The sequence below is a fragment of the Methylobacterium oxalidis genome (assembly GCF_007992195.1).
Classification (GTDB): Bacteria; Pseudomonadota; Alphaproteobacteria; order Rhizobiales; family Beijerinckiaceae; genus Methylobacterium; species Methylobacterium oxalidis.
In genome coordinates this window covers 1-3,516 of the sequence record NZ_BJZU01000228.1, presented here as the reverse complement: position 1 = coordinate 3,516, position 3,516 = coordinate 1, and the positions used below count along the sequence as shown (strand labels likewise).

Sequence of the window (3,516 nt, the reverse complement as noted above, 5' to 3'; positions counted from 1 at the left end):
ACCGCGGTCAACGACAAGCCAGTTGCTGAAGCCGACACACTTGAGACCGCTGAGGACACGCCGCTGACGATCCAGGCGGCGCAGCTTGTCGCCAACGATCAGGACGTGGATAGCCCCGTCTCCGCCCTGTCGGTTTCCGAGGTGACGCAAGGCCAGCACGGCACGGTGGCGCTGGTCGGTGGTCAGATCACCTACACGCCCGACAACAACTTCACTGGCACGGACACGTTCACCTATACGGTCACGGATGGCCAAGGGAACGAGTCGACTGCCACTGCTACCGTCACCGTGACGGTCGGAGCCGTCAACGACGCGCCGGTTGTGGCAAGCGCGATCGCCGATCAGACCTCGCCCGAGGACGCAGCTTGGAGCTTCCAGATTCCCGCGGGCACCTTCACGGATGCCGACAGTGCCAGTCTGACGTACTCGTCTGTTGCAGTCGATTCAGCGGGAGTGGCTCTGACCACGCAGCCGACCTGGCTGAGCTTCGATGCAACCAGCCGCACCTTCTCGGGTCAGCCGCCGCTGAACTTCAACGGTGAGCTCAACCTCAAGGTCACAGCGAGCGACGGCGAGTTCACGGTCTCCGACACGTTCAAACTCACCGTCACCGCAATCAACGACAAGCCGGTCGCTGAAGCCGACGCACTCGAGACCGCTGAGGACACCCCGCTCACGGTCGCGGTGGCCGAACTGATCCAGAACGACTCTGACGTTGATGGCAACGCGCTGTCCGTCTCGGATGTGTCGCAAGGCCAACACGGCACGGTGGCGCTGGTCAACGGCCAGATCACCTACACGCCCGACACAAACTTCACCGGCACGGACACGTTCACCTACACGGTCACGGACGGCCAAGGGAACGAGTCGACCGCCACCGCGACCGTCACCGTGACGATCGGGGCCATCAACGATGCGCCGACAGCCGCGCCGGTGACCCTCGCTCCTATCGCTGAGGATAGTGGCGCTCGGGTCATCACCGCAGCCGAACTCTTGGCCGGCGCCAGCGATCTCGACACGCCCGCTAGCAGTTTGTCGATCACCACGCTGACGCTAACCAGCAGCAGCGGAAGTCTGGTCAACAACCCAGACGGCACCTGGACCTTCACGCCAGAGACGAACGACGACACCTCTGCAAGCTTCAGCTACACGGTTTCGGACGGATCGCTGGAGGCAAGCTCGACGGCCTCGCTGGACATCACGCCCGTCAACGATGCGCCGCTTGCCGGCACCGCTTCCGACGACAAGTCTGGCGTGGAGGACGTGATCCTCACCGGTCAACTCGCGGCCGGTACAGATCCGGATGGAGATGGCCTGACGTACAAGCTGGTGGAGGGCTCGGCCAGCCACGGCAGCGTCGTGATCGACGCGAACGGCTCCTACACCTTCACGCCCGAGGCAAACTACAGTGGTCCGGCTACGTTCAAGTACGTCGTCCACGACGGTAGCCTTGAGAGCGTGGAGAAGACCGTCAACCTCACCTTCGCGCCCGCCAACGACACACCGGTGGCGCAAAACGACACGGCCACCACGAATGAGGATACGCCTGTCACGATCGATGTGCTGGCCAACGACAACATCGGTGCCAACGACACTGATCAGAACCTCAGCATCACGAAGTTCGATCAGGGCCAGCACGGCACGGTCGCGCTGGTCGGTGGCCAGATCACCTACACGCCCAGCAAGGATTTCACCGGCACGGACACGTTCACCTACACGGTCACGGATGGGCAGGGAAACGAGTCGACCGCCACTGCTACCGTCACAGTCACGGTCGGAGCCGTCAACGATGCGCCCATCTTGGCGAGCGCGATCGCTGATCAGAGCTCGCCCGAAGATGCTGCCTGGAGCTTCCAAGTTCCGGCCGGCACCTTCACGGATGCCGACAGCGCCAGCCTGACGTACACGTTCGTTGCAGTTGATGCGGCCGGTGTGGCCTTGGCCACCCAGCCGACCTGGCTGAGCTTCGATGCAGTCAATCGCACCTTCTCGGGTCAGCCGCCACAGGACTTCAACGGCGAACTCAACCTCAGGGTCATGGCCAGCGACGGTGAGTTCACGGTCTCCGACACATTCAGGCTGACCGTCACAGCGGTCAACGACAAGCCGGTTGCTGAGGCCGACACACTCGAGACCACAGAAGACACTCCGCTGACGATCCAGGCAGCGCAGCTTGTCGTAAACGACCAAGACGTGGACAGCCCCGCCTCAGCCCTGTCCGTCTCGAGCGTGACGCAGGCTAGCAACGGGACGGTGACGCTGGCCAACGGTCAGATCACCTATAGGCCCAACAAGGATTTCTTCGGAACAGACACGTTCACCTACACGGTCACGGATGGGCAGGGAAACGAGTCAACCGCTACTGCCACCGTCACCGTTGCTGTCACAGCGGTCAATGACGCGCCAGTACTCACTCAACCGCTCTCTGCACAGAGTGGGCGTGTGGGCGACGCCTTCTCGCTAGTTCTTGATGCTGGAATGTTTGCTGATGCTGACGGCCAGCAACCCGTGGCATATTCCGTGTCGCTGAGCGGTGGCGGAGATCTACCCGGCTGGCTTCATTTCGATCCCGAAACAAGAACATTTTCCGGCACGCCGAGCTCCTCCGATGCAGATACCTACGTGATCAGCATCATAGGCACAGAGCCTGACGGTCAAAAAAGCTCGACAAGTTTTACTATCACAGTAGTTGATGGCAGTGCTATCGAAGGCGATGCAGAAGGCATTCCCAAAGACGACACGCTCAACGGCACAACAGGAGGAGAAACAATAAACGGGGGTGCAGGTGCCGATCAGCTCTTTGGTGGGCCCGGGGCTGACCTCATCCGAGGCGGCTCTGGCGATGACACGCTCTACGGCGAAGCTGGCAGCGACGTGCTCGACGGCGGCGCTGATCAGGATCAGCTCTATGGCGGCTCGGGCAATGACGTGCTCTACGGCCGGGATGGCAACGACGGTCTCAACGGCAACGAGGGCGACGACCGGCTCTACGGCGAAGCCGGTATGGACAACCTCAACGGCGGTGCCGGCGACGACCTTCTGGAAGGCGGCGCCGACGACGACACCCTCCAAGACACCGACGGTGGTACCGACACGCTGCAAGGCGGAGACGGGAATGACAGCCTCTACGCGAGAGACTCCAACGGCCAAGTCGACACCCTCGAAAGTGGGGCTGGTGACGACAGCCTGAGCCGGGAGGGCTACAACAGCTACGGCTCGACACTACGGGCCGGCGAAGGCAACGACTACCTTTACCTCTACGAGTACGGCAACAACGGCGTTGCCAACACGGCCACGCTCGACGGTGGCGCCGGCAACGACAGCATCTCCGTCGGCCAAGCCTCCGGTGACAGCAGCGATCAGCTCCAGATCGATGCAGGTGACGGAAACAACACCATCACGGTCAATCGGAGCTATGTGCAGACGGCGATCTCAGCTGGAAGCGGCAACGACGTTATCACGGTCAACAACACCTACGGGCAGACGGCGATCTCAGCCGGTATCGGCACCGACATC

General features: G+C 62.0%; 1 protein-coding gene. It reads left to right on the top strand.

All coding sequences use genetic code 11. From position 1 onward, the window contains the following. The coding region (locus tag MOX02_RS29820; protein WP_147029381.1) for a tandem-95 repeat protein at positions 1-3,516 on the top strand (3,516 nt) is incomplete at both ends.